Raw genomic sequence first — 26,185 nt, 5'->3', positions numbered from 1 at the left:
TTTTATAATTTTGTTCAAACAGGCTATATGCCTGTTTTTTTAAATAAAAATGGTAAATGTTTTTAAATACAATTGGTTTTGGGGTTTATTTGCTACTTTAATAATTTTATTCTCTTTAACAGTATTTTCCAACTGGGTATTACTCGGATGTATTTGGTTTGCTGTATTTTTTATCTTTAGGTTCTCAAATTTAGAAAAAAATCTATCTAGCAACGAACATAGATTATATTTAACAACAGCATTTGTCTTTCCCATCATTGAAACTTGGCTAACTTGGATGATTCAAAAAGATATCATTCCCTATTCCTGGTTTTGGCTAAATCGATTAGAACATTTTTTTTCTGCTTTAGGAGTCGTTATCATTTTGCTACCAATATATATAAATATTTGGCATAAACTTAAATGGTGGCAAAGTTTAATTTTTGTATTGGGTTTAATTTGCATAATTGGCAACTTAAATGAATTTTTTGAGTTTTTCTTGCGAGTTTGCTGTAAGCCAATCAAGCATAGTAAATTTGCGGTTTATTATCCAGATACTATCTACGATATGGGTGTAAACTTGATGGGGGGATTAGTTGGATTTTTAATTATCAAATTGAATGTTAGACCGTTATGAAACAGCCTAAAGTAATTTTTTTAGATGCCGTTGGTACGCTATTTGGAGTTAAAGGTAGTGTGGGTAAAGCTTATGCAGAAATTGCTGGTCAATTTGGTGTTGAAGTATCAGATGAAGCCTTAAACACTGCATTTATTAAAAGTTTTGTGGCTGCGCCGCCGCCAATATTTCCGGGAGTACAAATTGATGATATTCCTAACTATGAATTTGAATGGTGGCAAGGAGTAGCTTTAGAGACATTTCAACAAGTAGGAGCAGTCAATCAATTTAAAGATTTCTCTAAGTTTTTTGAGCAACTTTACGATCACTTTTCAACGGCTAAACCTTGGCTTTTATACGAGGATGTTATTCCCACTTTAGAACGCTGGCAGAAACGCAAAATAGAACTAGGGATAATCTCAAATTTTGATTCGCGGCTTTATTTAGTTTTAGAATCTCTCCATTTAATCGACTTTTTTACATCTATTACTATTTCTACCGAAGTTAGCACCGCCAAGCCAAGTCAGAAAATTTTTACCGACAGCTTAGATAAGCACGATTGTCAAGCTAAAGACGCATGGCACATTGGCGATAGTTTCCAGGAAGATTATCAAGGCGCATCGGCGGCAGGTTTGAAAGCGATTCTAATTAAGCGTAACTAAATATATCCACCCCAAAATCTGTCAGTGCAACCCTATTTGATTCATAAACATTATTTCGTAGGGGCGTAATGCATTGCGCCCCCACAACGTTCACAATTGATTTAGGATTGCTATATTTTGGGCATAACTGAGGGTAAGGTATAAACAAATAAATTAACTTATCTAGCGATTGAGTTATGTTAAATACCCCATCAAAACGTACTGCTGACTATGCCAACGTGCAATCTATCCCAGAAATCTGGGCGATCGCAATTCAAAAATTCGGTGATACAGTTGCACTAAAAGATCCCCACGTCCAGCCGGAAGTAAGTTTAACTTATAGCCAGTTATATCAACAGATTGGACAATTTGCCGCCGGATTGCAAGCCTTGGGAATCAAGCATGGCGATCGCATATCATTATTTGCCGAAAATCAACCACGCTGGTTAGTTGCCGATCAAGGGATTATGACGGCGGGCGCAATTAATGCCGTAAGAGGAGCGCAAGCTGACCGCGAGGAGTTGTTATATATCCTCTCTCATAGCGATAGCATGGCGCTGGTGGTGCAAGATAACGCCACACTGCAAAAACTGCTAACCGAGGGCAAACTACCTGTAAATCTGGCAATAATCCTCTCTGACGAACAGCCACCAGAAATTGCCAATACAAAAACTCTTAATTATTCTGGTGTAACTTCGTTAGGCGCAAATCATACCTTACAACCCGTGCAACGCCGTAAAGAAGATTTAGCTACTTTAATGTACACTTCGGGGACTTCGGGACAGCCAAAGGGAGTAATGCTAAGTCAAGGCAATTTGCTATCGCAAGTTTTTGGCGCAAGTGCGGTAGTAGAGCCACAACCGGGAGAAGTTGTTATGAGTATTTTACCGATTTGGCATTGTTATGAGCGTAGTTTTGAATACTTTATTCTCGCTCACGGCTGCACGCAGATATACACCAATATTCGTTACGTCAAAAAAGACTTTAAAGAATTTAAACCCTTCTATATGGTGGGTGTACCGCGCCTATGGGAATCTATTTACGAAGGCGTACAAAAGCAATTTCGAGAACAAAGCGCTAATAAGCAAAAGTTGATAAATTTCTTTTTTGCTCAAAGTCAACGCTATATTATGGCGCGGCGAGTAGTCCAAGGCTTAGATTTAAACAATCTATATCCTTCATCATTGGCAAAGCTTTGGGCGAGGATACAAATAATTCCTTTAGGTTTGATTCATCAGTTGGCAGACAAAATAATATACAAGCAAGTACGAGAAGCAACTGGAGGAAAAGTTAAGTTTTTAGTCAGTGGTGGCGGCTCGATTGCGGAACACTTAGAAGATTTTTACGAAATTGTCGGCGTTGATATTTTAGGCGGCTACGGTTTAACGGAAACCTCTCCTATTACTCATGTAAGGCGGACTTGGCGCAACTTGCGCGGTGCGGATGGTCAACCTTTACCCGATACCGAAACCCAAATTGTTGAACTTGAAAGCCATAAACCTTTACCTGTGGGCAAAAAAGGCTTAGTTATGATTCGCGGAAGTCAAGTCATGCAGGGTTATTACAAAAATCCCGAAGCAACGGCAAAAGCAATTAATTCTGAAGGTTGGTTTAATACCGGAGACTTAGGTTGGGTTTCAAAGCAAAATGATTTAGTGATTACTGGACGCGCTAAAGATACAATTGTCCTCAGTAATGGGGAAAATATCGAACCGCAGCCGATAGAAAATGCTTGTTTGCGATCGCCTTACATCGACCAAATTATGCTAGTCGGGCAAGACGAGCGATCTCTAGGCGCTTTAATTGTCCCCAACCAAGACGCTTTGCAACAATGGGCAACTACCCAAAATCCAGCAATAGATCCTAGCAACCTTGGTAATAAAGCAATTTTGGACTTATATCGCCTTGAAGTCAGCCGAGAAGTCCAAAACCGCCCTGGTTATCGCCCAGATGAGCGAATTAGTACCTTTAAGCTAATTGCCGAACCATTTTCAATTGAAAATGGCACAATGACCCAAACATTGAAGATTAAACGATCTGTTGTGATGGATCGCTACCACGATATTATTGACAAGATGTTTGCTTAAAGCAATTAAAAAAGTAGTAATTGTGCTTTGATTTTATGGATATTTCCCCCACTCAACTCACCCTAAAACGCCCAATTAACGTCAAAGCTGTAGTAACTCCGCGTTGGAAAGACGAAATTCAGCAGCAATTGCAAGGTCAAATTAACCAAGTTGACGGTCAATTGCAACAATTAGAAATGCAAGGACAAAGAGCAATTTCAGAAATTCAAAAGCAAAGCTTGCAACCCCCCGGCCCGCAGACAATGCAGCAAATTGAAAGTATCCAAATTCAAGTTAACGAGAAAAAAAGCGAACTATTAGAGCAAAAAAACCAAAGCTTGCAAAATCTCCAGCAAGTGCAGCTATTGGAAATGGATCAAGAAGTCAACCAATTTCAACTTGAAGGGTTGTTTAGCGTTCAACCAGGGGACAACCTGATTGGCAAAATGCAAGTAGAAATTCTTTTGCGTGATGGCATAGTCGAAGAAATCCGAGGAGATATTTAATAATCTTCCGATCTAGGCGTTCCCCCGGAACGTCTCTTGTTTCTTAGAGAGAGATACAATACAAGTCTTCTTTGATAATTAAAATTAATCGCTTATTGCTTCAAGGTTACAAATGATTCACGAAGTATTTATGCCTGCTCTTAGTTCCACCATGACTGAGGGCAAAATTGTCTCTTGGGTAAAGTCACCAGGAGACAAAGTAGAAAAAGGCGAAACAGTGGTAGTAGTGGAATCAGATAAAGCGGATATGGACGTAGAAACCTTCTATGAAGGTTATATAGCTACAATCTTAGTGGACTCTGGCGGTACAGCCCCCGTTGGTAGTGCGATCGCTCTTATTGCCGAAACTGAAGCAGAAATTGCGATCGCCAAACAACAAGCTACTTCTGCCAAAACTACCACTGACGCTACCACTTCTCCCGGACAAGTGGCAGATGTTGCCAACACTGTAATAGCCGCCACTGCTCCGGCGCAAAATGGCGCAAAAGTCGAAGATGGGCGAATTATGGTTTCTCCCCGCGCCCGTAAGTTAGCCAAAGAAATGAAAGTTGATTTAAGCAGCCTTTCTGGTAGCGGGCCTCACGGCCGCATTGTAGCGGAAGATGTGGAAACAGCAGCTAAGGGTAGCAAGCCCCCTACTACTACCCCTGTAACACCACCTCCCGCGCCTTCTGCGCCTACTCCTGCGACTCCCCCCGTGATTGCTGCAACCCCTGGTCAAGTAGTGCCAATGAACACGCTGCAAAACGCAGTAGTGCGAAATATGATGGCTTCCTTGCAAGTCCCAACTTTTCACGTTGGTTATACAATTACTACCGAAACGTTGGATATACTGTACAAGCAAGTTAAATCTAAAGGCGTGACAATGACGGCGTTACTTGCCAAAGCTGTAGCTATTACCTTACAAAAGCATCCTTTAGTTAATGCCAGCTACTCGGAACAAAAAATTGTTTATCATCCCAATATTAATATTGCTGTCGCTGTAGCGATGGATGATGGCGGACTAATTACGCCCGTGTTGCAAAATGCCGACAAAGTAGATATTTATTCTCTGTCGCGCAACTGGAAAGCTTTGGTAGAAAGAGCAAGAGCCAAACAATTGCAACCAGACGAATACAATAGTGGTACTTTTACTTTATCGAACTTGGGAATGTTTGGGGTAGATCGATTTGATGCGATTTTGCCTCCCGGACAAGGCTCGATTTTAGCCATTGGTGCAGCACGAAATCAAGTCGTTGCCAGCAATGATGGAATGCTAGGCGTAAAGTCGCAAATGCAGGTAAATATTACTTGCGATCACCGGATTATTTATGGGGCGACGGCGGCGGCATTTTTGAAGGATTTAGCAAAGTTAATTGAAACCAATGCTCAGTCTTTAACTCTTTAGATTGTTGCTAAGAAAAAACTTGGAGTTGTGTATACTTCAAGTTTTTTCTTGTAAAGACGCTTAGGTGATTTTTTTAAGAAATGCGATCGCACTATAGCAATCCTAAACCAATCGTGAACGTTGTAGGGGCGCAATGAATTGCTACGAGATAATGTTTATGAATCAAATAGGATCGCACTATTTAAAGTTTTGGGTAAGATTTTGTTAAAAATATAATTGATAAATGTCAATTTATTGTGAAGCACCAGTAATTCCACTAGAAAATTTTATACTAGAGTTAGATTGAGGGAGTGAGCTTACCAACAAATATGCAAAATTCACCCACAAACAATTCCGCTTGGCAAAGACTAATCAATCAAGAAATAAATTGCGCTCAAGCGTTGCAAATTCTAGTAGACGATCAAGGCACCGTTAATCAAGCGTTGCTCGATCGAGATGTTAGTTTAAGATTTTTGCGACATTTTCCCGATCGCAATTCTTTACCACCAGCCATTCCTTTATTGTTGTGGCGTGGGTGTTATTACTTAGGTAGTCCTGTCAATCTCAGTCCAGAAATAGTTGCCAATTTAGGCGATCGCACTTACAGCCAAATCAAAGTTATTCCTATTTCTGACAAAAGCTACCGTGCTTGGTTTCATACTCAAAATCTTAATGTCAATAACCTTAGCTCGGCTCAATTAATCAATCCCCTAACGGGGGAATACGAGCAAGAAAATATTAGCGAAACGACAGAACTATACCTTTCCAAAGCCGCCGATCAAATTGGGCGGATCAAAACGCTGATTTCTGGAGCTTTGCGTAACCGCGCCAGCGACATTCATTTAGAACCAATGACAGACGGCTTGAGAGTTCGTTATCGCATTGATGGCGTATTGCGAGACATTACAACCCTTCCCGCCGAACTCAGCCGCAGAGTAATTGTAGCGCTTAAGGTCATGTCGGCGATCGATATTTCCGATAGTCGCCGCCCGCAAGATGGACGGATTGGGGAAAAATACGCATCTTCTTCGGAAACCGAACTAGGAATGGATATGCGCGTTAGCACCCTTCCTTGTGTCAACGGTGAAAAAGCTGTAATTCGTTTGCTACCTAGAAATAATCCTTTTTCTAACATCAATAATTTAGGATTTACTCAAGAAACCTTAGCAACTTACAAAACTTGGTTAAAGCAACCCCAAGGGATGATTATTCTTACTGGCCCTACAGGTTCGGGAAAAACTAGCACTCTTTACACCAGTTTACAAACTGTTGCCAACGAGCATATTAATGTTGTCACCGTAGAAGACCCGGTAGAGTATTTGTTGCCCCGGATTACCCAAACTCAAGTTAATGAAGCGGCGGGAATGAGCTTTGCGGCGGGACTGCGCTCGATTTTGCGCCAAGATCCTGATGTAATCATGGTAGGAGAAGTCCGCGACGCGGAAACGGCAGAAACGGCGGTCAGAGCCGCGTTAACCGGACACTTAGTCCTAACTACCTTACACACCAACGATGCAGTAGGGGCAATTCCGCGCCTCAAAGACATTGGCCCTGACCCCGCCTTACTGAGCGACGCATTGCTAGGAATTGTCGCCCAGCGCCTTGTGCGTCGCATTTGTCCTCACTGTGCAGCACCTTATACACCAACTCCAACAGATTTAAAAATTTTGGGTTTGCAGCAAAGATTTGGCACATGGCGCAAAGGGATGGGTTGCCAATTTTGTTTTAATTCTGGCTACCTGGGACGAGAGGTAATTGTAGAGTTGTTAGATATTGATGAAACTGTCCAAGAAATTATTTATGAAGGTAGTATTACTCAATTGCATCAATACCTCAAAAAAATCAACTTTTCATCTTTTAGAGTAGCGGCTATTGAAAAAGTTACCAGTGGTTTGACTACTGTAGAGGAGATTGTGCGCGTATTACCTCGTAGTTCCCTCAATAGAAATACGTCTAGTCGTGACTTACAAAGCCGGATTGAGTCATCAGTAGCTGTCAACTAAATAAGAAACCGCCCAATAATAATTGGGCGGAGTGTGGTGTGAGGAGTGAACGGAAAAAAATTTCCGTCTCCCTTATTGTAAGCCACAGCAAATGGTTTTGCTGGATGATAGTTACAATCCGGTAGCAATCGATTTTTGCTCTCAGCCGCCGACTTACATCTATTTACCCATGCCTAATTGTTGAGCCTTTTGGTAGACTTTACCCTCAGTTAACAATGAAGGAGCGATCGCCACTTCCGCGCTCTGCATTTCTTTAAGGTTTTTTGCGCCCAAAGTTCCCATGCTAGTTTTTAAAGCTCCTAGCAAGTTGTGCGTACCATCGTCTAATAAAGCCGGACCCCTTAAGATTTGCTCCAAAGTACCCGTTGTAGCAACTCGAATCCGCGTCCCCCGTGGCAAAATGGGACTGGGTGTTGCCATGCCCCAATGATAGCCGTTTCCTGGGGCTTCTAAAGCTCTAGCAAAGGGCGAACCAATCATTACCCCATCTGCGCCGCAAGCAATACATTTGCAAATATCGCCGCCAGTAATTAAACCGCCATCGGCAATTATTGGCACATAGTTTCCGGTTTCTTGATAATAATCGTCTCGCGCTGCCGCACAATCGGCGATCGCACTTGCTTGAGGTACGCCCACACCCAAGACTCCGCGAGAGGTACAAGCCGCTCCTGGCCCAATTCCGACTAATACCCCCGCCGCTCCGGCTTTCATTAAATTCAGGGTGACTTCGTAAGTAACACAGTTGCCCAAAATTACCGGAATCGGCATTTCTCGGCAAAATTGCGCCAAATCCAAAGGTGTTAGAGATTCCGGCGATAGGTGAGAAGTAGAAACTACGGTAGCTTGGACAAAAAATAAATCTGCTCCCGCCTTTGTTACCATTTCGCCGTACTTCATTGCTCCTGTGGGAGTAGCACTAACGGCGGCAATTCCCCCAAGTTGTTTAATTTCTTGAATACGTTGCTCGATTAATTGTGGTTCGATGGGTTTAGCATACAATTCTTGCATCAAGCCGACAAATTCATCTTTGCCTACCGAACTAATCCGCTCTAAAATTGGCTTGGGATCGGCGTATCGGCATTGGATACCTTCTAAATTGAGTACCCCTAATGCGCCTAGTTCCGATAATAATACCGCCATACGAACGTCTACCACGCCATCCATGGCACTTGCAATAATCGGAATTTCTCGCTCGATATTACCGATGCGCCAGGTTGTATCGGCTAAACTCGGATCTAGGGTTCTATTGCCTGGTACTAAAGCAATTTCATCGATTCCGTAAGCTCTTCTTGCTTTTTTACCCCGCCCAATTTCAATATCCACTTTTGTTTTATCCCACTTCCGATTCTGTTAAAACATAGCGTATCAAATTGCGGGGGGTGTTGGTGTTTGCCACCTACAGCACTGCAAAAGAGATTGCGATCAAAATTTGTTGTAGTATTTATACTTAACATTTTTTGAAACAAGGTGCGATCGCCTTATTTTCCCCACTAGAGCAACAAATGGACGCTTCAACAGTTTATCAATCCGAGCAATATTTGAGATTTAAGGCAGGCTAGTTTTGTTAGCTATTATTTAGTCGAGTTGCTAACGGTTCTGTTTTAGAAATCGCAATTTTTCCAGCGAAATGCTCAGTAGTGTTAGGGAAAAATAGCAATTGCAAGTCCTGGCATGATTCCAAAGGATAAGTCTATTGCACCCTACAAAACTATGCGATCGCGTTTATTGCTGCTTGCTCAATTGCCACCGCCGGGATAGATTTTTTTCATAGAATTATCATAAAACTTTGTCAATCAAGTTTAGACGAATCAGCAGAACAATATACCTTGTCACCAATTTTAATTGGTATCGTTGGAGGTTTATTTGCAGGTTGGTTTGTTTGACAAATAGCTAGATAAAATGTATCAGATAATTTAGATTTAAAAATTACTCCTGCATAACTTTTAAGATTCATCTGTTTTGCTGCTGCTGTTGTGTAAGCATACTTTGAATTGCTACTTACAAATTCAAATTTATAATAATTATTTTCTTTAGGTATTTCTAATTTTAATTGTTTAGTTGAACTGGCAAATTGAGCGTTGTTAAGATGAAAAACAACCTGGGCGCGGTTGATTGAACTGATGTAATCTTTAGCTTGGGATTGCTTTATTTGAATTTGTTTTTTGCTTTCAGCTTGTTTAACTTTCGTATTTGCAGGTAAATCTCCGGCAAGGGAGGTATTAGACTTAAATACAACTTTGGAAAATGTAGAAATATTTAAACCAATTAAATTTGACAACTCAAAGTCACTTACAACTCCTGAAACTAAAGTTCCACTAATAAATAATAGCCGCCAAAAAGCCAGCTTCTGATTCTGCATTTTTACCAAAAGATTTTTAAATAATTTTAAAATCTTAAGTGTTTAGAAAAATTGTGTCAAGTTGAAAATTTGTAAGCTATGCTCTTTAAATTAATTATCCCATAGGCATTTTGACAAAACTAAAGTTTAAGCCGTGTCTAAAAATTGCTTTTGAATGTTCAGGTTTTCTGGCAAAGCAAGATAAATTTTACATCCGCGCGAAACCGCTTACTACGTATAGCAATCCAATGCCTGATTTTTAAACATTAACTGTAGAGGCGCAATTGATTGGCGATAATGCAGCGCTTAATTGATGCCCAGCTATAAAGGTATCCGCTAGAATAGGATATAGCTTTCTTAACGGGATTTTACAGGTAAGCCTTGATCCAATCTGAGACTCTAGAATTATTAGAATGGTCGCGCCTTTGTCAGCATTTATCTACCTTTGCAGCTACTAAACTTGGCTCTATCGCTGCGCGTAATCTCCAAATTCCCGCATCCCAATTACAGAGCGAAGAATTACTCGCACAGACAAAAGAAGTCTACGATTTAGAAACCCGTTTAACTACAGGGTTAGCTTTTGATGGTATTCAAGATATTGGCGACTCTGTAGAAAGGGCGCAGTTACAAGGGATTTTAGCCGGAAATGAGTTACTAGAAATTGCTACAACTTTATTCGGTGCTAGACAATTGCGCCGTTTTATCGATAATCAACCAGATATCCCCGTATTAACACAATTAGTCTCCGAGTTACGGACTTATCCCGAATTAGAGCAAGAAATTCATCGATGTATAGATGAACGAGGACAAGTAACCGATCGCTCTAGCCCGATTTTAGGCGACCTGCGTACCCAGATAAAACAGCTAAGAACCCAAATCAATAGATCGCTGCAAAACATCCTCCAACGCCAAGCAAACGCCGTCCAAGAGCAAATAATTACTCAACGAGGCGATCGCTTTGTAATTCCCGTTAAAGCACCCCAAAAAGATGCTATCCCCGGTATAGTTCACGATACCTCAACAAGCGGCGCAACCCTGTATGTAGAGCCTAGTGGCGTTGTTCCTTTAGGCAATCAGTTACGGCAATTAGTCCGCAAAGAACAGGTAGAAGAAGAAGCAATTCGCCGGACTTTAACAAAGCTTGTCGCCGAAGTTAGCGAAGACTTGGAAAGATTGCTAGCGATCGCAACTACTATCGATCTTGCCACAGCGCGCGCTCGTTATAGTTTTTGGCTAAAAGCAAATCCACCCCGCTTTATCAACCGCAATGATGGCGAAATGATCAATTTACGTCAGTTGCGCCATCCGCTTCTAGTATGGCAGCAGCAGCACGAACAAGATCGCAATGTTGTACCTGTTGACTTATTTATTCAACCCAACATCCGCGTCGTCACCATTACTGGCCCAAATACAGGCGGTAAAACTGTTACTCTCAAAACCCTTGGTTTAGCCGCTTTGATGGCAAAAGTCGGTTTATTTATTCCCGCGCGCGAACCTGTAGAAATGCCTTGGTTTGAGCAAGTATTAACCGATATTGGCGACGAACAATCGTTAGAACAAAGTTTATCAACATTTTCCGGTCATATTCGCCGAATTAGCCGTATTTTAACCGCCATAGACAAATCTGGCTCATCATTGGTACTTTTAGATGAAGTAGGAGCGGGAACAGATCCTGTAGAAGGAAGCGCTTTAGCTATTTCTTTACTCCACTACTTAGCTAACAACGCCCAATTAAGCATTGCTACAACCCACTTTGGCGAACTTAAAGCCCTAAAATATCAAGACGATCGCTTTGAGAATGCCTCCGTAGAATTTGACGAAATCAGCCTTTCACCAACTTATCGGCTGCTGTGGGGGATTCCAGGACGTTCTAACGCCCTAACTATTGCCGAGCGTTTAGGCTTAAAACTCGAAGTAATTGAGGAAGCCAAAAAACATTTAGGCGGTGCAAATGACGATGTAAACCAAGTAATTGCAGGTTTAGAGGCGCAACGAAAACGTCAGGAAACTAAAGCCACAGAAGCGCAAAAGTTATTAGAACAAGCGGAACGTTTTTATCAAGAAGTATCGGCAAAAGCCGCCGCTTTGCAAGCTAGAGAACGAGATTTACGCGCCTCTCAAGATGTTGTTGTCCAAAAGGCGATCTCTGAAGCCAAAGGAGAAATCGCCCAAGTTATTCGCCGCTTACAAAAAGGCACTGTAACGGCTATGGACGCGCAGCAAGCAACCAACGAACTTAATCAAATTGCCGCCAACTATGTAGCGCCACCTCCAAAGCCAAAACCAGGATTTAAACCGCAAATAGGCGATCGCCTCCGCATTCCCAAATTAGGACAAACGGCAGAAGTTTTAAGTATTCCTAGTGACGAAGGAGATTTAATTGTCCGGTTTGGGATTATGAAAATGACTGTAAACCTAGAAGATATTGAATCATTAGATGGTGAAAAACCAGTAGTTGCTAAAAAGAAAAAACCAGAAGTAATTGCAGATAAACCTATAGAAACTATCCCGACTCCAGTAATTCGGACTTCTAAAAACACCGTTGATTTACGCGGTAGTCGAGTCGCCGATGCAGAGAGGACTTTAGACGATGCTATTTCAACCGCCAATGGGCAACTGTGGATTATTCACGGACACGGTACGGGAAAATTAAGGCAAGGTGTACGGGAGTTTTTGCGCCAGCACCCTAGAATTAGCCGCTATGAAGATGCCCAAAAAGCTGATGGTGGTACAGGAGTTACAGTAGCTTATATAAATTAACCTGCAATACAAAATCTCTTTATTAAGGAAGACTGAAGCGCTAATAGCTGACAGGTGTAAGCGGACAGATTATGCTATTAGAAACCAAATTTACTTAAAAGAGTCTGGTTTCAAAATAGGTAACAACTCTATCGATACCTGTCTTAGCTTATATGCTTAAAGATACGCATTCTAGCGCTGGGTCATCTCTTGCTTGGGATGAACTAAACCGCGCCCAGCCTGATTCAATCCAACTTGACAACATCAAAACTCAAATAGATTTGGTGCTGTTAGCGTTGGAATCCTTAGCAGGTATAGGGTCTGAGGCTATGTTGCAAGCCGCATCCGCGCTGAATCTGGAATCAAAAATACCCGATCGCGTGACGTTGTGGAGATTGCGCCAATCAAATCCCTTACGCAAAGGTGAAGGTGGACGCAAAAAGCTAGACATAGAAGAAGCGCGAAGTCTGGTGTTAATTAGCTGCTACCTCGCCAAACAACACCAAGAACTAATTCGCCGAGGGATCGACTTGCTCGAACAAGCTGCCCAAAATGACAGCGAACCTCATAAAACGGCTTTAATTGGCGATTATCTCGATGCTTTTAACAATATCTATTTAGAACGCATGGAAGACGATCGCAATGTTTCTACAGATAAATTAACTCAATTGGCACTTAAGCTTTTGGTAGATTTGCTGTTTTATAGTAGTCCGGGAGGTCATCGGCGTTTGTGGTTGGCACTTTTAGATCGCAGTCAAAAATAATTAGCTCTTTAGCAAGAGTATTAATTAAAAACAATTTCTCAACCTAGAACTCATTGGCTTAAAACTATACCCTACTATGCCCTTATCAAATTCGGTTCTACATCGCTATACTCCCCCCACTTGTACGCTGCAAGTTGTGGCTTATAGTTCGCCTGTATCCCGTTGGGTGGGTTCTAAAGTAGTAAAAGAAGTACAGTTTGACTTGCGTTTTGACGATCCAAGATCCGATGCGGATAAGCAAGTTAGTATTACAGGCAATAGCAACCAACTAGAAGCCCTCCACACTGTCGTTACTATCTATATTCAAGAATTACTCAGCTTATCTTCCGAAAGCTTTGCTGTTTTAGGTCAAGAAACACCTCTGTCGCCAAGAGTAGACGTTGATAGCGATGTGTGGCTAATGCCTGCGGAGGATTTTCCCCCTAAAACTTCAAATAGCGATCGCCTAATTGCTCAAAGCGATACTTTTGCCCTAAAACCAGCAACAAAATTAGCTCATAACCTATTTCTCGGAACTTTAGCTACACCAGAAACCGGGCAGTTTGTCCAACTTAGCATACTGCAACTATTTGATTTGGCTACCGCTCTTGATGAATATAAGAGCGATCTAATTGCTTTACCAACTTATTCTCGCAATCCTCAAAATTCTTCCCCTCTTTTAGCTTGGGCAAATATCGCCGCAGTGTTGCTGTTAGGTGTGGGTGTTACGGCGGTAGGATTGCAAGTATTTAATCGTCCTAATTCTCCGCAAATCGCCAACAATATCAATAATCGTCCTAAAACTACTATTAATCCCGAAGTTGCTCTTGCCCCCTTACCATTGCCTACCTTGTCTCCGGCAACCACAATATTAGTACCTTCACCAAATAATAATATTCCTGCTAAAAGTGCGATCGTACCAACTACGACCCCAACACCACAAACAACAACACTCAGCACTAAAACTAATCCCGTACCTAACGGCTTACCACCTCAACCAATCGTTATTAACCCTACTGCGGGACAGACTACTACTGTAACTGTTCCCGGAACGAGTAATCGTACAGCGCCACCCATCGCTGTTATACCCAGTCCTAATTTACCAGCAAAACCTAGCTCTACTACAACTAAAACTACTGTAGTAGCCCAACAAGATAGTAATTCTAGGGAAAATGCGTCAACACCACCAAAGCCTATTACTACTTCTACCCGCACTGCTTTTGTTGCCAATCCTCAAGTAGCCGAAGTTAGCAACTATTTTAACCAGCGTTGGGAACCGCCTGCTAACTTGAGGAATTCTTTAGAGTACAGCATTGTTTTAGATGTGGACGGTAGCATTCAAGTAATTGAACCCTATGGATTACCATCAAGAACTTATCTCGATCGCACGGGAATGCCCTTAATTGGCGAACGTTTTGTTTCCGCCAATCTTAATGGTCAAAGTCCTAGAATTCGTCTCCGTTTTAATCCTAATGGCAAAGTTCAGGCATTCTTAGAGGCAGGCGACGCAAGGTAAAAGGCATATTTTTTAAGTTTTGTTAACTTGAATACTAAAATCTTTGGGATAATGTCGCAATATTGGGTATTAATCCCTATTGATGTTTTGCACAAACTAAAGTAGTGGCTTAAAGTAATCTTTTAGGAGGATGTTGGGCTTGACAAAAGTGTGCAAAGATGCGGTTAAATTAATCGCTATCTTACCTTAGTGGGAATTACTACCTTGAATTTAAACCCAAGGTCTTACAGCTCTAGTCTTCGTGCCTAAGACTGAGTGCTGAATACATAGGTATTTCAGTCTATTTTAACGGACTGGAAATATCAGCCCAAAACTTTAGTTTTAGGCGGTTTCTAAGTCGTATTGAATTGAGGAGTTTTATATGGCAGGACAAATGTGTTGGTTATCTAGATTCGGTGATGATGGAGAAAAAATACTGCATTTGCAGACGCAAACTGATCGCTCTTGGCGACCTTATACAGCTTATCCCCATATTTGCGTACCCGACTATCGCATACCTGGAGGCTCTAAAGGTTGGGCAACCTATCAAAAACTGTTGAAAGCAGGTTGGACTTTAGTACCTAGCGCCAGAGCTAAAGAATTTGCGATCGTAGAAGTTGAAGTTTTTAATAACCACTAGGAGAACCTTCTCCGCGCGGATCGGCAGCTCCTTCTAATTTATTATCGGGGGTGACAACGATCGCATTAGCATTTCCCCAAGGACTCCTTTGTTCAACTTTATGTCCCCGTCGTTTGAGTTCGGCAATAGTCGCTGTATCTAAACCAAAAGGTTGCATTCTTAGTTCATCGGGCAACCATTGATGATGAATGCGGGGAGCAGAAACGGCTTCCCCGGCGTTCATATCGTAAGCGAGGACGTTGAGAATAACTTGGAGAACCGTAGTAATAATTGTGCTACCTCCCGGCGCACCCGTTGCCATTTTCAGGCGATTATTTTGGGTGACTATAGTGGGAGTCATGCTAGATAGGGGAGTTTTGCGGGGTGCGATCGCATTTGCATCGCCGCCAATTAGTCCGTAAGCATTGGGTACGCCAGGAGCGGCGGCAAAATCGTCCATTTCATCATTAAGTAAAATACCTGTTCCTGGCGTAACTACCCCCGAACCAAAACCATAATTGACGGTAAAAGTTAAACTAACGGCGTTACGTTGTTCGTCTACTACGGTTAAATGGCTAGTGTCGGGAGATTCGGCTTTGGTAAAGCGTTCTAAAGCAGCTTTACGGGCGGGTTTTACTTTCGTTGAAGGGGTAGCATTAGCCCGAATTTCTTGCCGTCTTTTGGCAGCATATTCGGGGCTAATTAGCTGTTGTACTGGTACTTTGACAAAATCGGGATCGCCCAAGTATTCCGACCTATCAGCGTAGGCAATTCGCATCGCTTCTACCATTAAATGCAGTACATCCGGGTTGTGCCATCCTTTAGCTTTAAAATCGGTGTCGCCGATGAGATTTAGTATTTGTAATAAGTGTATGCCTCCCGAAGAAGGCGGCGGCATCGAGCAAATGCGCGATTGTCGGAAAGTACCGCAAACAGGGGTGCGCCAAATAGGTTTATAAGTTTTTAAGTCTTCTAAAGTAATTAAACCGCCGTTACGTGCCATATCTGAGGCGATCGCGCGGGCAATATTTCCGGTATAAAAACTCTGGGGATTAGTGGCAATTTGCTGTAAAGTTTTTGCTAAATCGCGCTGAATTAACTTATCTCCTGCCGTGTACATTGTGCCATTGCGCGTAAAAACTTGCCGAGCCGCCGGATTGCTTAAAATTGGTTTTTTGCGGCTTTCCACTGCTCCCACAAACCGATCTGTGACAACAAATCCCTCTTGAGCATACTTAATAGATGGGGCAACTAATTTCGCCCAAGGTAATTTTCCATGCTGGCGATGAACTTGATAAAGTCCGGCGACTGTACCCGGTACACCCACAGATAAATAGCCATCAATACTTATATTTGGGCGCACCTTACCTTGAGCATCCAAATACATATTTTTGGTAGCTTTCAGGGGAGCGCGTTCGCGAAAATCTAGCGCCTTCATTTGGGAATTATTAGCTTGATGTAGCAGCAAAAAACCACCGCCGCCAATTCCCGCCGAAAAAGGCTCAACTACAGAAATAGCAAAAGTCGTTGCGACCGCAGCATCTACCGCATTACCACCACTTCGTAATATATCAAGTCCGGCTTGACTTGCCAAAGGATGAGCAGATACTACCATTCCCTTCTTAGTTGTTAGTGGTTGAAGAAAAGCCGCAAAGGTTGGTTGAGCGGTAAAAAAAGCTAGAAAAACTAATAGAGGTAAAGTTGTAAAGCGGTAAATACTGGGCATTAAACGTAATGTAGAGTTTTGGGTGACAAGATTGTTTTAATTTATCGCTTTAGAGTGCGATTGCGCAGAGCGCAGCGCCAAAGGCGATCGCATAGTAGTGATTTTTACAGCGATTCCCCAAATTCCTGCACTTTCTGCCATACTTTTTCAATTAATTGGCGATCGCCCGAATCAAACCAGGCAATTTCCGGGTAAGCTCTAAACCATGTACGCTGACGTTTAGCAAATTGGCGTGTATGCAAAACCGTTAACTTTTTAGCTTCAGATAGACTAACATTGCCTAGCAAATATTCTTTAATTTCCTGATAGCCTAAAGTATTGAGCAAAGGCAAATCAAACCCATATTTTTTACACAAAAACTCAACTTCTGCAACTAATCCCGCCTCGATCATTTCTTCAGTACGCTGTTCAATACGCTTTTGTAAATCTTCTAAATTAGGACAATCCAAGCTAATTTGTAAAATCGGATATTTGGGCGGATTTTCCCCTTGTTGCTCAGAAATCGGGACTCCAGTTACATAAAATACCTCTAACGCTCGTAAAGTCCGCACTGCATCGTTATGGTGGATTTTTTGTGCTGCTACGGGGTCTACTTGTTGTAACATCGCATAAAGTTGAAGTTGACCAAGCTTTTCAAGTTGACTTCGCAATTCACTATTTGGCGCAACTCTGGGAATTTTTAAACCCTGCACTATCGAGCGAATATATAAACCCGTACCGCCGACTAAAAGAGTAGTAGTGAGCGGTAAGGGCGCAATGCTTTGCGCCCTTACGGGAGGAGAATTGATTAATTCTTGGGCTTGTTGCTGATAGTCTGCTAAAGTCAAAGTCTCCACTGGTTCGCAGATATCAATCAAATAATGTGGTATTTCTTGCCGCTCTGCTAGTGTTGGTTTAGCCGTCCCAATATCAAACTCGCGGTAAACCTGACGCGAATCGGCGCTAATAATTATTGCCTCTAACCTTTTTGCCAAAGCTAAAGCCAAGCTAGATTTTCCTGTAGCCGTAGCACCGCAAATTACCATCAAACTAGAATTAGGATAAATAACTGGGTACATCCCTTAAATAAATTGGTCTTTAGACTGCCCTAACGTCGCCCTAGAGCCTTTTGTGTTAAGATTGATAGGTGATTTATTATTTTATAAGCCACTAGGCGACTGCAACCTTATTTTGGAGAACCTATTTTATGACGAGTAGCTACGGTGCAGATCAAATTCGAGTTCTAAGAGATTTAGAACCTGTCCGAATGCGACCGGGTATGTACATCGGCACGACAGGGCCCAAGGGACTCCATCATTTAGTTTACGAGGTAGTAGACAATTCCATCGATGAAGCTTTGGCGGGACACTGCACCCACATAGAAGCAGCACTCAACACCGATGGTTCAGTAACTATCACTGATGACGGTAGAGGGATTCCCACCGATGTTCACCCCCAAACCGGAAGATCGGCATTAGAAACTGTAATGACAGTTTTACACGCTGGGGGCAAGTTTGGCGACGGCGGTTACAAAGTTTCGGGAGGCTTGCACGGCGTTGGTATCTCAGTCGTCAATGCTCTATCGGAGTTTGTAGAAGTTACGGTATGGCGAGATAAGCGCGTATTTACGCAAAGATTTGAGCGTGGTATTCCCATCGGCGACCTCCAATCAAAACCAGACAAAGAAACACGGACTGGAACTTCTATCACTTTTAAGCCAGACTCGGAAATTTTTACTGTTGGCATAGAGTTTGATTACATTACTTTAGCTAGTCGTTTGCGAGAATTGGCGTATTTGAATGCGGGAGTGAAAATAACTTTCACCGACCATCGCCTAGAATTGCTCAAAAGTAACGAGTCAAAAACAGAAACTTACGAATATGCAGGCGGTATTAAAGAATATATTTCCTATATAAACCGCGACAAGCAACCTCTGCATGAAGAAATTATCTACGTACAGGGAGAGCGCAACAACGTCCAGGTAGAAGTATCTTTGCAGTGGTGTACCGATTCTTATACAGATAACGTGCTGGGTTTTGCTAACAATATTCGTACCGCAGAGGGCGGAACGCACCTAGATGGATTGAAAGCAGTGCTAACGCGAACCATGAATGCGATCGCCCGTAAGCGTAATAAAATTAAAGAAAATGAACCAAACCTTAGCGGCGAACACGTCCGGGAAGGCTTAACGGCAGTTATTTCTGTTAAAGTTCCCAACCCAGAATTTGAAGGACAAACCAAAACAAAGTTAGGCAACACCGAAGTTAGAGGAATTGTTGATTCTTTAGTTGGGGAAGTTCTCACCGAGTATTTAGAATTTCGTCCCCCCGTCGCCGACCAAATTTTAGACAAAGCAATTCAGGCATTTAAAGCCGCCGAAGCCGCCCGTCACGCGCGAGAATTAGTTAGACGTAAATCAGTATTAGAATCGTCACCATTACCCGGAAAACTCGCCGATTGCAGCACCAGAGATCCCAGCGAATCGGAAATATATATAGTTGAAGGAGATTCTGCGGGGGGGTCGGCCAAACAAGGACGCGATCGCAGATTTCAAGCAATTCTACCTTTACGCGGTAAAATTCTTAATATCGAAAAAACTGACGATGCCAAAATCTATAAAAATACAGAAATCCAGGCACTAATTACCGCCCTCGGATTAGGTGTTAAAGGTGAGGAGTTCGATCCCTCCAAACTGCGCTACCACCGCATTGTAATTATGACTGATGCTGACGTAGATGGCGCGCACATCAGAACCCTTATCCTGACGTTCTTTTACCGCTATCAGCGCAGTTTAGTAGAGCAAGGATACATCTATATTGCTTGTCCTCCTCTGTACAAAGTTGAGCGCGGACGCAATCATTACTACTGTTACAGTGAGCGCGAACTTAATAACTTGACTCAAAACGAGTTTCCCGCCAACGCCAACTACACTATCCAGCGTTTTAAAGGTTTGGGAGAAATGATGCCAACGCAACTTTGGGATACAACAATGAACCCCGAATCGCGTACCCTGAAACGGATAGAGATTGAAGATGCTGCCGAAGCCGATCGCATTTTTACAGTGTTAATGGGCGATCGCGTTGCCCCCCGGCGCGAATTTATCGAAACCTATGGCCCTCGTCTCAACTTTGCAGAACTTGATATTTAAGCACATCGCTTAAGTATTTCTACCCTTAGCCAGCCCCAAAAACAGCAAAGTTAGGGCTGGCTTTAGAATTTTTAACAGTAATTCTCATCAATTTGTTTTAATGTAACGATTTAGTGGCTTTTAACTTTCCCATCTATTCCACAAAACTTAACCTTAAAATCTGGAAATTTACATGAGCAGCAATTTAGCAACAAAACTACGTGAAGGAACTAAAAAAGCCCACAGCATGGCAGAAAACATGGGTTTTGTCAAGTGCTTTTTAAAAGGGGTAGTAGAAAAAAACTCCTACCGCAAGCTAATCGGCAATTTCTATTTCATCTACAGCGCGATGGAAGAAGAAATGGAACGCCACAAAGATCATCCTTTGCTAGGCAAAATTTACTACCAACAGCTAAACCGTCAGCGCAGTTTAGAGCAAGATTTGAACTTTTATCATGGTACTGATTGGAAGTCGCAAATTGTACTTTCTCCCGCAGGTCAAGCTTATGTAAACCGGATTCGGGAAATTGCTAACTCTGCTCCCGAATTGCTGATTGCTCACTCCTACACTCGCTACATTGGCGACTTGTCGGGGGGACAAATCCTCAAAAACATCGCTGTCCGGGCGATGAACCTAGCTGAAGGCGAAGGTACAGCTTTTTACGAGTTTAAAGACATTCCCGACGAAAAACAGTTTAAAGTCGGTTATAGACAGGCTTTAGATGAGTTACCTATAGATGACGCGACAGCAAATCGCATTGTTGAAGAAGCAAACGCAGCTTTTGGCATGAATATGAAGCTATTTCAAGAAATGGAAGGTAGCTTAATTAAGTCTATTGGACAAATGTTGTTTAATAGCCTAACTCGTCGCCGCAATCGTGGTAGCACAGAACTCGCAACCGCCGAGTAAGCAATAAGTTGATTTTTGGGGCAGAAATGGTAGTTTTTTTTGGTGAAAAGCTGGGAAAAATTACTAATTCTGCCCCTAGTTTTTTAATAGAGATTGAACGCGCGATAGCGCCAGCGCGCTCGCAGAGCATCGCACCAGTCAATCTAAAATACTATAACTACAACCTGTATTAATTTCCTGATGGCTGCAAAACTTCCTGTAACTGTAATCACTGGCTTTCTAGGTAGCGGTAAAACTACGCTAATTCGTCACTTGCTACAAAATAATCAAGGGTTACGAATTGCTGTATTAGTCAACGAATTTGGCGAATTAGGCATTGATGGCGACATTCTCAATTCTTGCCAAGTTTGCCCCGATGATGCCGACGAGAAAGCAAATATTGTTGAATTAACTAACGGGTGTTTGTGCTGCACCGTTCAAGAAGAATTTTTGCCGACAATGTTGGAATTGCTGAAGCGGCGAGACAAACTAGATTGTATTTTGATTGAAACTTCGGGTTTAGCCTTACCAAAGCCCTTAATTAAAGCCTTTCGCTGGCAAGAAATTCGTAACGCCGCAACGGTGGACGCGGTGATTACAGTAGTTGATTGCGAAGCTGTAGCTAAAGGGACGTTTGCCAGCGATCCAGAGGCTGTAGACACCCAAAGACAAGCCGATCCCAATCTAGAACACGAAACGCCCTTACAAGAGCTATTTGAGGATCAGTTAGCTTGTGCCGATTTAGTGATTTTGAATAAAACCGATTTAGTTGATGCTGATACTCAAGAAACCGTACTAAATTTAATTAAGCCGGAATTAGCTAAAGGTGTAAAAGTTGTCAAGAGCGATCGCCAAGGGCTAGATTTATCGATCCTTTTAGGCTTACAAGCGGCGGTAGAAGACAACCTAGATAACCGTCCCAGCCATCACGATACCGAAGAAGATCACGATCACGATGATGAAATTACGTCAACCCATGTAATTTTAAATCGCAGCTTCAACCCCATAACCTTACAAACCCAGTTGCAACAACTCGCCCAAGAGCAAGATATTTATCGCATCAAAGGGTTTATCTCTGTCCCAAACAAGTCTATGCGGCTAGTTTTACAGGGCGTAGGGACGCGATTTGAGCAATTTTACGATCGCCCTTGGAAACAAGATGAATTACAGCAAACACGGCTAGTTTTTATTGGACGCAAACTTAACCCCGCAGCCATTGAGTCCCAATTAGCCGCAATACCCGCGCCAAGTTACTCAAAATAAATACCCAAATGATTAGCAACAGGACGCTGACGCATAGGTACACGAGTATGAATTGGTGCATTTAGTACCACTGGCTGCCCATTTTTTGCCATAACCAAGGTTGAAGATCCGCCACCGTCCAGGTTTATACCCGTATAAATGCCCAACTCTATACAAATATCTGTCAACTGAGCTAAATTTAGTCCTTCACTGTAAAAAGGCTGACGACCATCGACAACAATAATCATCAACTTGTCCCCTGCTTGGTTAATGCCTACGACGGTACAGGGCATAAACTTGGGGTGAGGTACATTTGGGTCTGGGGGTACAGGAATGCCGTCTTTAACAAGCCGTCCATTACCTGATACAGCTTGAATAGTATCTTCATTACACTTCTGTGATTGGATGTGGATTGAGTTGTCTGAAGCAATACACAGTACAGACCAAATTGGGTCACTCGGAGAATAGATATTGCCATTAGAAATAGCTTGCCCTAATACATCTACGCGATCGCCTGTGTGCGGATAATAATTCCAAGGAGTGCGATCGTAAAAAGGTAGAAAAAAGCTGCCATTAACTGCCAGGTTTACCCCAAACTCGTGGACAAAACTTGTAGTAGTCCGGGCGTTAATTTCCCTCCCATCCGCCCTAGGAGTTCCTGGTGTAACTAAAAACTTTAGGTTTGGGGTAGTTAAATCAACAGTGACAATATGCAGCATAACTCGACGGGGCGTAGAACGAGCTTGGCGTTGATAAGTAACCCCAGGAAACAATTGCTGCTCTAGGTTGGTACGCGGCGGACGACTTAAACACAAACCGCCGTAAATTAGTATTAGCAAGGCTAGAAAGCTTATTCCTACTATTAATAAAACTCGCCCAAGCTTGTTTTTACGTCTACGAATCATTCTAAATTTACCGGAAAAATGGGTCTAAAGCCCCGTCCTTGTAGGACGGCTTTATATTTTATTGGAGTTATATTCTCCAGTAAATATGTTAAAATAGAGCTATGCTCACACTCACTTATCGCTTCCGCATCTATCCCCAAGCCGCCCAACAACAGGAGTTGATTGAGTGGATGGATATTTGCCGCAACGCCTACAACTATGGATTGCGACAGATTAAGGATTGGTGCAATAGCAGGAAGTGTCTGGTAGATAGGTGTTCTATCCACCATGAGTACATCTTGGGGGCGGATCTCCCCTTCCCCAACGAGGCAGTCCAACATAGTGCGTTGCCCGGAGCTAAAAAAGAGTTCCCGCGCCTTGCCCTTGTACCGAGTCAGGTTTTGCAACAGACGATTAAGCAGTTGCATAGAAGCTGGGAGGGATTTCAAAAACTTGGACATGGGTTCTCGCGTTTTAAAAAGTATGGGCAATTCAAGTCTTTGCTCTTTCCCCAATTCAAAACCTCTCCGATAGTAGGAACTAACTTGTCTTGCAAAGGTTCGCGGAAGGCACAGCCTCCCACAAACTTTGCGCTGCTCCTGCCCAAGTTGGGACAAGTAAAAGTCAACCTGCATCGACCCATCCCTGATGGCTTCATTGTTAAGCAAGTTCGCATTCTCAAAAAAGCCGATAGATGGTACGCCTCTATCTCTTTGCAATGCGATGTCAACGTTCCTGACCCCATACCACACGGCTATCCGATTGGTGTGGATATCGGGCTTGAAAAATTCCTGGCAACGAGTGATGGCGTTTTGGTAAAGCCGCCCAAGTTTTTTAAAAGTTTGCAAAGCAAGCTGAAATTGCTGCAACGTAGACTGAGTAGAAAACAAAAGCGGAAAGTCTGTGGGGCGGGTTTCCTCGCGCGCAGCTTTCCAAGAGAGCGGTCGAAAAACTACGAGAAAGCCAGAATAAAAGTTGCCCTTGTTCACCACCAGATTGATAACACGCGCAAAGACTTCCACTTTAAGCAAGCTCACGCTCTTTGCGACGCTGGTGATATGGTCTTCATGGAAGACCTGGACTATACGGTCATGGCTAAAGGGATGTTTGGCAAACATATGTTGGATGGGGGTTTTGGAGCATTCCGAACTATCGTCAAGTATGTTTGTTGGAAGCGAGATAAGTTCTTTGGCGTAGTTAATGCTAGGGGGACTTCTCAAGAGTGTCCTGAGTGTGGGGCAACGGTTAAAAAAGATTTGAGTGTTCGAGTGCATAGTTGTCCTGAATGTGGTTTCACAACCGATAGGGACGTGGCTAGTGGACTTGTAATTAGAAATAGAGGAATAGAATTGGTTAGTACCGTTGGACAGACGGGAATCGAAATCGCCTATGCAGACGGTTTGCCGGGGGCTGGTGAGAATCAGTCTAGGTCAAAGTCGAAAACCCGCAAGGGAAAAACTAGGAAATCTAAATTGTGAAGTTTAGAAGCCCCACGCCTTCAGGCTGGGGAGATGTCACAAATAACCCTTTTTTAGTCAAACATTAAAACGAGCTAATAATTTAGCGATGCTCCTAAAACCAGCAACAAAACTTAAACACCAAATAGCACAGCAGGTTGCAGCCCTTGTTGTAGAGTGAGAACAATTAGCCGTATTCACTGGGCGATTAATCAATTAAAGGGAAAATACTCATGGTAGAACGTGGTTCTAAAGTGCGGGTTCTCAGACCAGAATCTTACTGGTTTCAAGATGTCGGAACCGTTGCTTCAATTGACCAAAGTGGCATTCGCTATCCGGTGATTGTCCGCTTTACTAACTTGAACTATGCAGGTGTAAACACCAATAACTTCGCCACTAGCGAACTATTGGAAGTAGCCAAACCCACCGCAAAAGCCAAAAAAGCATCTACGGCAGCCTCTGGCGGTCAGCAAACCACCCTTGACGAGCGCACCCGCACCACAGGGCAAGGTACGCCTTCAAGTCCAAAAGCTTCTAACCCGGCTGCTAGTCCCGAATCTGGCGATAGCAGTGGTGTAGTAGTCGGCGATGCCAACCAAGGTACGGAATCTCGGTAAATTGTGCCTGAACTGCCTGAAGTTGAAACAGTCCGGCGCGGTTTAGAAAAAGTTACACTAAACCAAGAAATTACGGGGGGCGATGTGCTACTCAGTCGCACGATCGCCTACCCGTTTTCTGAGCATGAGTTTTTGGCGGGATTATCCAAAAATGCGATTTCTAATTGGCAACGCCAGGGCAAATATTTGCTGGCACAGTTGAGTAATTCTAGCCATTTGGGCGTACATTTGCGGATGACAGGACAGTTGCTGTGGTTGCATCCCAGCGAACCGTTACACAAGCATACGCGAGTAAGATTATTTTTTGCAGGCGATCGCGAATTACGTTTTGTCGATCAACGGACTTTTGGGCAAATGTGGTGGATTCCTAAAGGACAAGCAACTTCATCGGTAATTACAGGACTTGCAAAACTAGGTTTAGATCCCTTTAGTTCAGAGTTTTCTCCCAAATATTTAGCCGCAAAACTCATTAATAGCCGTCGTTCGATTAAATCGGCATTGTTAGATCAAGCAATTATTGCTGGAATTGGGAATATTTACGCCGATGAAGCTTTATTTATTGCCAAAATATTCCCGGCAACTTTAAGTAATTGCTTACAAATTGAGCAATTAACAGAACTTAGAACCGCCATTATTCAAGTCCTAGAAGCCAGTATTGCGGCAGGTGGGACTACTTTTAGCGATTTTCTGAATGTAGAAGGGATTAACGGCAATTATGGCGGTGTAGCGTGGGTTTACAACCGTACAGGCAAACCTTGTCGAATTTGTGGTACACCGATTGAAAAAATTAAGTTAGCTGGGCGATCTTCACACTTTTGTCCTCAGTGTCAGGGAAAAAGCTGAGAGCGAAAGTGGTTATTTCTACTTGACTAGGTGCGTAAACGGTCTAAAATTCCTAAGTAGGCATTAAGTATTAGAGCAAGTTATGGCAGTCAAAAAAGGCGATTCAGTCCGTGCTGTCCGAGAAAAGCTAGAAAATAGCTTAGAAGCACAAGCAAGTGACATTCGTTTTCCACCTTATTTGTTTGAAACCAAAGGTCAGGTATTGGATGTTAGAGGCGAATACGCTTTAGTAATGTTTGGACAAGTCCCTACACCGAATATTTGGCTACGTGTAGATCAACTAGAACAATTTACCCCCTAGCGCGATCGC

At 42.8% G+C, this 26,185-nt stretch carries 21 protein-coding genes and 1 pseudogene; 17 read left to right on the top strand and 5 right to left on the bottom strand.

What is annotated here, in order from left to right; genetic code table 11:
* Window positions 1-49: 49 nt before the first annotated feature.
* From SYN7509_RS0220280 to SYN7509_RS0220255, 6 genes are all read left to right on the top strand, one after another.
* Complete coding sequence (locus tag SYN7509_RS0220280; RefSeq protein WP_009633646.1) at window positions 50-616, top strand: hypothetical protein; 567 nt, start codon at window positions 50-52, stop codon at window positions 614-616.
* Window positions 613-1,257: an HAD-IA family hydrolase gene (locus SYN7509_RS0220275; RefSeq protein WP_009633647.1), complete on the top strand. Its 645-nt coding sequence runs from the start codon at window positions 613-615 to the stop codon at window positions 1,255-1,257. Before SYN7509_RS0220280 ends, SYN7509_RS0220275 begins: the two co-directional genes overlap by 4 nt.
* A gap of 176 nt (window positions 1,258-1,433) precedes the next feature.
* Window positions 1,434-3,323: an AMP-binding protein gene (locus tag SYN7509_RS0220270; protein WP_009633648.1), complete on the top strand. Its 1,890-nt coding sequence runs from the start codon at window positions 1,434-1,436 to the stop codon at window positions 3,321-3,323.
* A 35-nt stretch (window positions 3,324-3,358) separates the two neighbouring features.
* The gene (locus tag SYN7509_RS0220265; protein ID WP_009633649.1) at window positions 3,359-3,808 is read left to right on the top strand and encodes a YlqD family protein; all 450 of its coding nucleotides are present in this window, start codon (window positions 3,359-3,361) and stop codon (window positions 3,806-3,808) included.
* Between the two features lie 112 nt (window positions 3,809-3,920).
* Window positions 3,921-5,195, top strand: a complete 1,275-nt coding sequence (locus SYN7509_RS0220260; RefSeq protein ID WP_009633650.1) for a dihydrolipoamide acetyltransferase family protein — start codon at window positions 3,921-3,923, stop codon at window positions 5,193-5,195.
* Between the two features lie 308 nt (window positions 5,196-5,503).
* A complete protein-coding gene (locus tag SYN7509_RS0220255) occupies window positions 5,504-7,177 on the top strand; it encodes a GspE/PulE family protein (RefSeq protein WP_009633651.1) in 1,674 nt (557 codons plus the stop codon).
* A gap of 159 nt (window positions 7,178-7,336) precedes the next feature.
* On the opposite strand, the gene SYN7509_RS0220250 is transcribed toward SYN7509_RS0220255, so the two are convergent.
* Together SYN7509_RS0220250 and SYN7509_RS27800 are read right to left on the bottom strand one after the other, a co-directional pair.
* A complete protein-coding gene (locus tag SYN7509_RS0220250) occupies window positions 7,337-8,500 on the bottom strand; it encodes a GuaB3 family IMP dehydrogenase-related protein (protein ID WP_009633652.1) in 1,164 nt (387 codons plus the stop codon).
* Window positions 8,501-8,966: 466 nt separating this feature from the next.
* The gene (locus SYN7509_RS27800; RefSeq protein WP_009633653.1) at window positions 8,967-9,536 is read right to left on the bottom strand and encodes a type IV pilin-like G/H family protein; all 570 of its coding nucleotides are present in this window, start codon (window positions 9,534-9,536) and stop codon (window positions 8,967-8,969) included.
* A gap of 360 nt (window positions 9,537-9,896) precedes the next feature.
* Between SYN7509_RS27800 and SYN7509_RS0220240 the strand changes: the two genes are divergently transcribed.
* From SYN7509_RS0220240 to SYN7509_RS0220225, 4 genes are all read left to right on the top strand, one after another.
* A complete protein-coding gene (locus SYN7509_RS0220240; RefSeq protein WP_009633654.1) occupies window positions 9,897-12,275 on the top strand; it encodes an endonuclease MutS2 in 2,379 nt (792 codons plus the stop codon).
* Window positions 12,276-12,427: 152 nt separating this feature from the next.
* Window positions 12,428-13,018 carry a DUF3038 domain-containing protein gene (locus tag SYN7509_RS0220235; protein ID WP_009633655.1) on the top strand — a complete coding sequence of 197 codons (591 nt, stop codon included), beginning with the start codon at window positions 12,428-12,430 and terminating at the stop codon, window positions 13,016-13,018.
* Window positions 13,019-13,094: 76 nt separating this feature from the next.
* Window positions 13,095-14,513, top strand: coding sequence for a DUF4335 domain-containing protein (locus SYN7509_RS0220230; protein WP_009633656.1), 1,419 nt, complete (start codon window positions 13,095-13,097; stop codon window positions 14,511-14,513).
* A 361-nt stretch (window positions 14,514-14,874) separates the two neighbouring features.
* Window positions 14,875-15,132, top strand: coding sequence for a hypothetical protein (locus SYN7509_RS0220225; RefSeq protein WP_009633657.1), 258 nt, complete (start codon window positions 14,875-14,877; stop codon window positions 15,130-15,132).
* Here SYN7509_RS0220225 and ggt read toward each other — a convergent pair.
* Together ggt and miaA are read right to left on the bottom strand one after the other, a co-directional pair.
* Window positions 15,119-16,837, bottom strand: coding sequence for a gamma-glutamyltransferase (gene ggt / locus SYN7509_RS0220220; protein ID WP_009633658.1), 1,719 nt, complete (start codon window positions 16,835-16,837; stop codon window positions 15,119-15,121). The two genes, SYN7509_RS0220225 and ggt, sit on opposite strands and share 14 nt — an antisense overlap.
* Window positions 16,838-16,941: 104 nt before the next feature.
* Window positions 16,942-17,895: a tRNA (adenosine(37)-N6)-dimethylallyltransferase MiaA gene (miaA, locus tag SYN7509_RS0220215; protein WP_009633659.1), complete on the bottom strand. Its 954-nt coding sequence runs from the start codon at window positions 17,893-17,895 to the stop codon at window positions 16,942-16,944.
* A 128-nt stretch (window positions 17,896-18,023) separates the two neighbouring features.
* Between miaA and gyrB the strand changes: the two genes are divergently transcribed.
* The 3 genes from gyrB to cobW all read left to right on the top strand — a co-directional run bounded on the left by gyrB (window position 18,024) and on the right by cobW (window position 22,095).
* The gene (gyrB, locus tag SYN7509_RS0220210; RefSeq protein WP_009633661.1) at window positions 18,024-19,964 is read left to right on the top strand and encodes a DNA topoisomerase (ATP-hydrolyzing) subunit B; all 1,941 of its coding nucleotides are present in this window, start codon (window positions 18,024-18,026) and stop codon (window positions 19,962-19,964) included.
* Between the two features lie 172 nt (window positions 19,965-20,136).
* Window positions 20,137-20,853, top strand: a complete 717-nt coding sequence (locus SYN7509_RS0220205) for a biliverdin-producing heme oxygenase (RefSeq protein WP_009633662.1) — start codon at window positions 20,137-20,139, stop codon at window positions 20,851-20,853.
* A 180-nt stretch (window positions 20,854-21,033) separates the two neighbouring features.
* Window positions 21,034-22,095 (top strand): cobalamin biosynthesis protein CobW, encoded by a 1,062-nt coding sequence (cobW, locus tag SYN7509_RS0220195; protein ID WP_009633663.1) that lies wholly within the window; start codon window positions 21,034-21,036, stop codon window positions 22,093-22,095.
* On the opposite strand, the gene SYN7509_RS0220190 is transcribed toward cobW, so the two are convergent.
* Entirely contained in the window at window positions 22,083-22,979 is an 897-nt protein-coding gene (locus tag SYN7509_RS0220190) for a phosphodiester glycosidase family protein (RefSeq protein ID WP_009633664.1), read from the bottom strand. The genes cobW and SYN7509_RS0220190 overlap by 13 nt on opposite strands.
* Before the next feature lie 101 nt (window positions 22,980-23,080).
* Here SYN7509_RS0220190 and SYN7509_RS0220185 point away from each other — a divergent pair, with 101 nt between their 5' ends.
* From SYN7509_RS0220185 to SYN7509_RS0220170, 4 genes and pseudogenes are all read left to right on the top strand, one after another.
* A complete protein-coding gene (locus tag SYN7509_RS0220185) occupies window positions 23,081-24,436 on the top strand; it encodes an RNA-guided endonuclease InsQ/TnpB family protein (RefSeq protein ID WP_028954460.1) in 1,356 nt (451 codons plus the stop codon).
* Window positions 24,437-24,648: 212 nt separating this feature from the next.
* Window positions 24,649-24,858, top strand: a pseudogene (locus tag SYN7509_RS31815) (photosystem I reaction center subunit IV); the annotation flags it as partial.
* A 177-nt stretch (window positions 24,859-25,035) separates the two neighbouring features.
* Window positions 25,036-25,875 carry a DNA-formamidopyrimidine glycosylase gene (locus tag SYN7509_RS0220175; protein ID WP_009631454.1) on the top strand — a complete coding sequence of 280 codons (840 nt, stop codon included), beginning with the start codon at window positions 25,036-25,038 and terminating at the stop codon, window positions 25,873-25,875.
* Between the two features lie 82 nt (window positions 25,876-25,957).
* A complete protein-coding gene (locus SYN7509_RS0220170; RefSeq protein ID WP_009631453.1) occupies window positions 25,958-26,176 on the top strand; it encodes an NAD(P)H-quinone oxidoreductase subunit O in 219 nt (72 codons plus the stop codon).
* Window positions 26,177-26,185: the final 9 nt, after the last annotated feature.

This window comes from Synechocystis sp. PCC 7509 (genome assembly GCF_000332075.2).
GTDB lineage: Bacteria > Cyanobacteriota > Cyanobacteriia > Cyanobacteriales > Chroococcidiopsidaceae > Aliterella.
The sequence above is the reverse complement of the archived record's forward strand: the minus strand, read 5'-3'. Positions and strand labels throughout refer to the sequence as shown.

Coding starts and splice junctions, on each gene's coding strand:
- SYN7509_RS0220255 (WP_009633651.1), top strand. CDS start 5,504: ATGCAAAATTCACCCACAAACAATTCCGCTTGGCAAAGACTAATCAAT.
- SYN7509_RS27800 (WP_009633653.1), bottom strand. CDS start 9,536: ATGCAGAATCAGAAGCTGGCTTTTTGGCGGCTATTATTTATTAGTGGA.
- SYN7509_RS0220260 (WP_009633650.1), top strand. CDS start 3,921: ATGATTCACGAAGTATTTATGCCTGCTCTTAGTTCCACCATGACTGAG.
- SYN7509_RS0220170 (WP_009631453.1), top strand. CDS start 25,958: ATGGCAGTCAAAAAAGGCGATTCAGTCCGTGCTGTCCGAGAAAAGCTA.
- SYN7509_RS0220205 (WP_009633662.1), top strand. CDS start 20,137: ATGAGCAGCAATTTAGCAACAAAACTACGTGAAGGAACTAAAAAAGCC.
- gyrB (WP_009633661.1), top strand. CDS start 18,024: ATGACGAGTAGCTACGGTGCAGATCAAATTCGAGTTCTAAGAGATTTA.
- SYN7509_RS0220280 (WP_009633646.1), top strand. CDS start 50: ATGGTAAATGTTTTTAAATACAATTGGTTTTGGGGTTTATTTGCTACT.
- cobW (WP_009633663.1), top strand. CDS start 21,034: ATGGCTGCAAAACTTCCTGTAACTGTAATCACTGGCTTTCTAGGTAGC.
- miaA (WP_009633659.1), bottom strand. CDS start 17,895: ATGTACCCAGTTATTTATCCTAATTCTAGTTTGATGGTAATTTGCGGT.
- ggt (WP_009633658.1), bottom strand. CDS start 16,837: ATGCCCAGTATTTACCGCTTTACAACTTTACCTCTATTAGTTTTTCTA.
- SYN7509_RS0220230 (WP_009633656.1), top strand. CDS start 13,095: ATGCCCTTATCAAATTCGGTTCTACATCGCTATACTCCCCCCACTTGT.
- SYN7509_RS0220270 (WP_009633648.1), top strand. CDS start 1,434: ATGTTAAATACCCCATCAAAACGTACTGCTGACTATGCCAACGTGCAA.
- SYN7509_RS0220225 (WP_009633657.1), top strand. CDS start 14,875: ATGGCAGGACAAATGTGTTGGTTATCTAGATTCGGTGATGATGGAGAA.
- SYN7509_RS0220235 (WP_009633655.1), top strand. CDS start 12,428: ATGCTTAAAGATACGCATTCTAGCGCTGGGTCATCTCTTGCTTGGGAT.
- SYN7509_RS0220190 (WP_009633664.1), bottom strand. CDS start 22,979: ATGATTCGTAGACGTAAAAACAAGCTTGGGCGAGTTTTATTAATAGTA.
- SYN7509_RS0220275 (WP_009633647.1), top strand. CDS start 613: ATGAAACAGCCTAAAGTAATTTTTTTAGATGCCGTTGGTACGCTATTT.
- SYN7509_RS0220185 (WP_028954460.1), top strand. CDS start 23,081: ATGCTCACACTCACTTATCGCTTCCGCATCTATCCCCAAGCCGCCCAA.
- SYN7509_RS0220265 (WP_009633649.1), top strand. CDS start 3,359: ATGGATATTTCCCCCACTCAACTCACCCTAAAACGCCCAATTAACGTC.